The sequence below is a fragment of the Pantoea sp. GM_Pan_4 genome, from assembly GCF_026541005.1.
In the GTDB taxonomy this organism is placed as follows: Bacteria; Pseudomonadota; Gammaproteobacteria; order Enterobacterales; family Enterobacteriaceae; genus Pantoea; species Pantoea dispersa.
Window position 1 is genome coordinate 243228 of the sequence record NZ_JALNUZ010000005.1, and the last position, 6340, is coordinate 249567.

The following is a 6340-nucleotide window of genomic DNA, read 5'->3' on the forward strand; positions in this document are numbered from 1 at the left end:
CTTTTTTATGCTGCCGTCACCAGCTCAGGGTGACGGTTAACGTATCGGTATAGGTCCCGGCGCGCGTCGGGCCGGGCAGGGTTAACAGGCCATAAATCGGCAGCACGATGTTATTGGCGTTGCTGTAACTCAGCGCCACCGGCGAGTTAACCGGAATCGCCGTGGTGTGCGCTGCGTTGGTATACAGGCTGTACGCCACGGTATCGGTGTTACTGGTGTGTTTGAGATTGCGGCTGCTGGTGTAATTGCTGCCGCCGTTGATGCTCATGCTGAGGGCGGTACCCGGCGTGCAGGCGAGGGTGAGGGTGGTGCTTTGCACGTAGCTGGCGCTGACGCTGCTGCTCGCCACGCCCGACTGGGTACCAAAATTCAGCGTGCCAAACACGCCGGTATTGGTACCGGAAATCACGCAGCCTGCCACCACTGACGCAGAGACCTGGAAGGTGGCCGTCGGCAAACTCCAGGCCGGGACGCTCCCTATCAGCAGGGCCAGGCTGCCAGCACGCAGCAGCCAGACCATCCTTCTTACCCCACCGCTGGCGTCAGTAATTCACCGCCACGTTAATGGTATCGGTGTAGGTACCGGCCGGAATAAGTGGGTTAAAGCCGCCGCCGACTACCCGACCGTAAATGGCATAGTTGGTGCCGAGCGTCGGATCGGTGGTGCCGCTGGCGGCAATGTTGGTGTTGTTGGCGATGGCGGTGGTAAACGCGGCGTCGCTGTACAGCGTGTAAGCAATGCCCTGCGTATTGTTGGAGCCGAGGATCAGGTAACGCGGCTGGCCGCTCACCGTACCGTAAATAGTGGCCGGTGCCGGATTACTGCTGGTGACCTGCACATTGAAGGTTTGCCCGGTGGTGCAGCGGACAAAAATGCCGTTCCCGGATGCGCCTACCAGGGTGGCGTTTAAGGTATCAAAGGTTGCAGCGCTGCTACCGAAGTTCAGGGTACCGAAGTTAACCCCGCTGGTGGCGGACTGACCGTTCACCAGACAGCCGGTGGTGAGCGTCAATGTGGCATTGATGGTTCCCGTTGTGGTGGCAGCAAAAACCGTTGCAGGGGCGAGCGCGGCGCTCAGGCTGGTAGCCAAAAGAAAAAGCTTGAGTTTCATAATCAATCCTTACTGATTATCCAAGGTCAGTGCTTTTTCGCCTGGTGATTTATTAATGAAACGAACCCGTAAATAACAAGACGCCGCGATCGGCAAACGAATCTAATGCCCTGCCACCTAAGAAAATTCTTAAAGGCTGAGTTAGTGATTTATATCAGTTTTATTTACTATAGAACACCCTTTTGCCGCTTGTACAACGGACCGGAGAATTTTCGCTAATCAATTTCTCCTTTTCCCCGGTAATGCAGTCATAACAAGGGCTGGCGGGCCGTTAAAAAAACCAAACGGCAAGTGATTCCCCCCTCTACCGCGACTTCAGGTTCAATGCTATGTTCATGCATTAATCAGATATCATTACTTTTCCCGGCCGCGACAGACGATGAGAATAAAAAATAGCCGTGCAATACCTCCAGTTATTTCTGGATCTGTTTTTGTGTTGCCGCATCGCTGGTGGTCATTACCTGCCTCACATTGATGTTTTCACTTTTTCTGTTGTTAATTGACGATACCGCACCTGCGCCGCCGCGGGTTGAGTTGAGGAGCGCACATGTTGCTGGTTACCTGGGATAGCGTTCTGGTTGCCGTTTCGCTGATTGTGGCGTTTATCGCGGCGTTTACGGCGCTGGATACCGCCGGGCGCGTCGCCGTGTCGCGCGGCCTGCTGGCGAAACTGTGGCTGGTGGCCGGCGGTACGGCGATGGGCATTGGCATCTGGGCGATGCACTTCATTGGCATGCTGGCGATGATGATGCCGATGACCATGCGCTATGACATTCCGCTCACCGCCTTCTCGCTGCTGCTGGCAATTCTCACCAGCATCTTCGCCTTTGCGCAGGGCCTGCAGGGCAGCCATCTGACGCGCCGCCGGCTGCTGCGCGGCACGGTGATCCTCGGCAGCGGCGTGGTTGCCATGCACTATCTCGGCATGCTGGCGCTGCTGATTGAACCCGCCATTCACTGGGATTTGCGCCTGGTGGCGTTGTCGGTACTGATTGCCTACGGCGCATCCGGTGCCGCGCTGTGGCTGGCATTCCATCTGCGCCATGGCGAGAGCCTGCTGCTGATGCGCGCCTGCGCGGCGCTGGCGATGGGGGTGGCGATTGCCGGCATGCACTACACCGGCATGGCGGCCGCGCAGTTCAGCGCACCGGGCAGCATGCAGCACCACGGCATGGGACAGGAGGGGCTGGCGGTGTGGGTGACCATCATCACGCTCACCATTCTCGGTCTGACGCTGCTGATTTCAATGCTGGACGCCCAGCTGCGCGCGGCGCGTCTTGCCGCCCGGCTGCGGCGCGCCAACAGCGAGCTGCGCCAGCTGGCGCTGCACGATAATCTCACCGCACTGCCCAATCGCGTCATGCTCGACCAGCAGCTCAGCATGCAAATCAAACAGGCGACGCTGTATGACCAGCCCTTTGCCCTGATGTTTATGGATCTCGACGGCTTCAAAGCGGTGAACGATACCTGGGGGCATCACGTCGGCGATCGTTTGCTGGTCGCCGTGGCGGAACGGCTGCGCACCCAGCTGGATGCGGACATTTTGCTGGCGCGCCTCGGCGGCGATGAGTTTGTCATGCTGTGTCCACAGTACGCGGCAACCCAGGCTGAAGCGCTGGCGCAGCGGCTGGTGCATAGCATTGATGCGCCGTTTGAGCTGGATCGCTACTCGTTGCGCGTCTCGCTCAGCATCGGCATCGTGATCTTTCCGCAGCATGGCCGCAGCCCGCAGGAGATGATGTTCAACGCTGACTCGGCCATGTACCACACCAAGCACAGCGGGCGTAACGGCTGGAGCCTGTTTGAGCCAGTGATGAGCGCGGTGGCGCAGCATCAGCTGGCGCTGGCCAACGATTTATGGAACGCGCTGGAGTGCCAGGAGATGCGCCTGTTCTACCAGCCGAAGTTTCGCGCGGGCGGGACTATTCTGATGGGTTTTGAGGCGTTACTGCGCTGGCAGCATCCGCGCCGCGGCTTGCTGATGCCGGATATGTTTCTGGCGCGCGCCGAGAAAACCGGCCAGATCGTGGCGCTGGGCAACTGGGTGATCAACGAAGCCTGCCGTCAGCTGCGACAGTGGCAGGATGAGGGCAACCGCGACTGGAGCGTCTCGGTTAACCTGTCCGCACTGCAGTTTCATCAGCGCGATCTGATCGATACGCTGCGCCAGACGCTGCAGCGCTACCAGCTGCCGGAAGGCGCGCTGATGCTGGAAATCACGGAAAACATCGCCATGCGCGATCCGCAGTTCAGCCAGCAGCGCATCGCCGAACTGCAGCGGCTTGGCGTCAAAGTGGCCATCGACAACTTCGGCATTGGCTACGCCAATCTGCTGCACCTCAAGCATCTTGAGGCCAGCGAGCTGAAAATTGATCGCGCCTTTATTAACAGCCTGCGTGCCGACAGCGAGGATGCAACCGTGGTAACCGCCATGCTGACGCTGGCGCAAAGCCTTAACCTGCGCATGGTGGCGGAGGGCGTGGAGACCGAAGAGCAGCAGCGCCTGTTGACCGGTCTCGGCTTTGACACGCTGCAGGGGTATCTGCTGGGCAAACCGACGCCGGCGGAGCGCATCGGCGAATTCACCGCATCACCGCCAGTGACGGCGCTGTATCCTGATAACGTGCTGCCGCTCACCGGCGCCTGACCAGCAATTTTTGTTCTCCTTCACATCGGAAGCTTTCATCGTTCAGTGACTCATATCGGCAGCCGGTCTGCCGATAATTTCAATTATAAAACCAACATTTTCTTTTTCATTTCAACAACACCACAGCTGACTTAACACAGCTTTTTTATATGGGAAATCACTATGTTAGTGACTTCGTACGATGCGTTTACCGTTCTCGTTTCGATACTGGTAGCGATGCTGGCCTCGTTTACCGCGCTGGATATGGCGGGACGCGTCGCTTCCTCCACCGGCCGGGTGGCGCTGGTCTGGCTGCTGGGCGGCGGCTTCGCCATGGGCGTGGGCATCTGGGCCATGCACTTTATCGGCATGCTGTCGATGAGCCTGGATATGGTGATGAGCTACGATCCGCTGCTTACCGCCGCCTCAATGGTGGTGGCGATTCTCGCCTCCATCTTTGCCCTGTGGCTGGTGTGCTCGTCCGGCGACTTGCCGTGGCGACGGCTGCTGGGCGGCGCGCTGGTGCTGGGTTCCGGCGTGGTGGCGATGCACTACACCGGCATGGCGGCGCTGATGTTTGAGCCGGGCATCAGCTGGAACTGGGGCTGGATTGCGGTTTCGGTGCTGATTGCGCTGGTGGCTTCTGGTGCCGCGCTGTGGCTGGCGTTCAACCTGCGCGAAGGACATGGCCGCGTCACGCTACTGCGCGTCGGGGCGGCCGTGGTGATGGGCTGCGCCATTGCCGGCATGCACTATACCGGCATGGCGGCGGCGAACTTCCCGATGCACAGTCACGCCACGCATCACGGCGTGAACAGCGACTGGCTGGCGATGCTGGTCACAGTAGTGACGCTGGCGATTCTCGGCATTACGCTGCTGGTTTCGATGCTCGACGCGCGTATGCAGGCGCGTACCTCGATCCTCGCGCGCTCGCTGGCGGAGGCCAACCGCGAGCTGGCACAGCTGGCGCTGCACGATAACCTGACGCGACTGCCGAACCGCATCCTGCTGGAGGATCGTCTCGAGCAGGCGATCAACAAGGCCAACCGCGAGCGCTCGCAGTTTGCGCTGATGTTTATGGATCTCGACGGCTTCAAAGCAGTCAATGATGCCTTTGGTCACCACGTCGGCGATAACCTGCTGATTGCGGTAACCGAACGCATGACCGACCAGATGAAAGGGCACTACACGCTGGCGCGACTGGGCGGTGACGAGTTTGTACTGCTGATTGAGATCGGCGATCCCAACGATGCCGCAGCGGTGGCGGATGCGCTGGTAAAAGCCGTGGATCGCCCGTTTAGCGTGTCACGCTACGAGCTGATGGTGTCGCTGAGTATCGGCATCGCTGTTTATCCCGGTGACGGCAAGGACGAGCGCGAGCTGATGTTTAACGCCGACGCCGCGATGTATCACACCAAGAACAACGGCCGCAACGGCTACAACTTCTTCCAGCCGTCCATGAACACGCTGGCGCAGTCGCAGCTGCAGCTTAATAACGATCTGTGGCAGGCGCTGGATAGCAACGAGCTGCGTTTGTTCTATCAGCCTAAGTACTGCGCGCCGAGCGGGCCGATCATTGGCTTCGAAGCGCTGCTGCGCTGGCAGCACCCGACGCGCGGCCTGCTGACGCCGGACAAGTTTTTGCCGATTGCCGAGAAGACCGGCATGATCATTAATATCGGCAACTGGGTGATCAACGAAGCCTGCCGCCAGCTGCACATCTGGCATCAGCAGGGCCATCCGCACTGGTCGGTGGCGGTGAACCTCTCTGCCTTGCAGTTTGAGCAGTGCAACCTGGTCGACACCGTGACGCAGGCGCTGGAACAGCACCAGATCCCGGCGGAGCTGCTGACGCTGGAAGTCACCGAAACCACGGCGATGCGCGATCCGGAAGAGAGCGTGCGCATCCTCACCGAACTGACCAGCATGGGGGTAAAAGCTTCGATTGATGACTTCGGCACCGGCTACTCCAGCCTGCTGTATCTCAAGCGCTTACCGGCCAGCGAGCTGAAAATCGACCGCGCTTTTGTTAACGAGCTGCAGGCCAAGTCGGAAGATGCCACCATCGTTTCCGCCATCGTCGCACTGGCGCAGTCGCTGGATCTCAAAGTGGTGGCCGAAGGCGTGGAAACCCAGGACCAGCAGGCTTTCCTCACCGGGCTCGGCTGCGACACCCTGCAGGGCTTCCTGCTGGGCAAACCGCTACCGCCAGAGCGCATCAGCGAGCTACCGGATTTTGTGAAGGACAAACCCGCGGCGCTGACAGCGGAGTAGGGGCTGTTTTCTGCCGCCTGTTATTCCTCTCTCCCGCGCGCGCTGTGTGTCTTTTCTCCCTTTACCGCGTGCGCGCTATGTGTCTTTTCATCCTCTCCCGCGTGCACGCTGTGTGTCTTTACTCCCTCTCCCGCGTGCGCACTGTGTGTCTTTTCTCCCTCTCCCGCGTGCGCACTGTGTGTCTTTTCTCCCTCACCCGCGTGCGCACTGTGTGTCTTTTCTCCCTCTCCCGCGTGCGCGCTGTGTGTCTTTTCTCCCTCTCCCGCGTGCGCGCTGTGTGTCTTTTCTCCCTCTCCCGCGAGCGGGAGAGGGCCGGGGTGAGGGCCAG

Annotated in this window: 4 protein-coding genes; 2 read left to right on the forward strand and 2 right to left on the reverse strand. The window is 59.7% G+C overall.

Annotation, left to right across the window (positions count from 1 at the left end; all coding sequences use genetic code 11):
- Nucleotides 1–16: 16 nt before the first annotated feature.
- A complete protein-coding gene (locus tag OXR61_RS13835) occupies nt 17–520 on the reverse strand; it encodes a spore coat U domain-containing protein (protein WP_021509579.1) in 504 nt (167 codons plus the stop codon).
- A gap of 22 nt (nt 521–542) precedes the next feature.
- Nucleotides 543–1112, reverse strand: coding sequence for a spore coat protein U domain-containing protein (locus tag OXR61_RS13840; RefSeq protein ID WP_021509578.1), 570 nt, complete (start codon nt 1110–1112; stop codon nt 543–545).
- 547 nt (nt 1113–1659) lie between these two features.
- Here OXR61_RS13840 and OXR61_RS13845 point away from each other — a divergent pair.
- Complete coding sequence (locus OXR61_RS13845) at nt 1660–3759, forward strand: bifunctional diguanylate cyclase/phosphodiesterase (protein WP_021509577.1); 2100 nt, start codon at nt 1660–1662, stop codon at nt 3757–3759.
- A 162-nt stretch (nt 3760–3921) separates the two neighbouring features.
- Nucleotides 3922–6012, forward strand: coding sequence for an EAL domain-containing protein (locus OXR61_RS13850; protein ID WP_031280125.1), 2091 nt, complete (start codon nt 3922–3924; stop codon nt 6010–6012).
- The last annotated feature ends 328 nt before the right edge of the window (nt 6013–6340 follow it).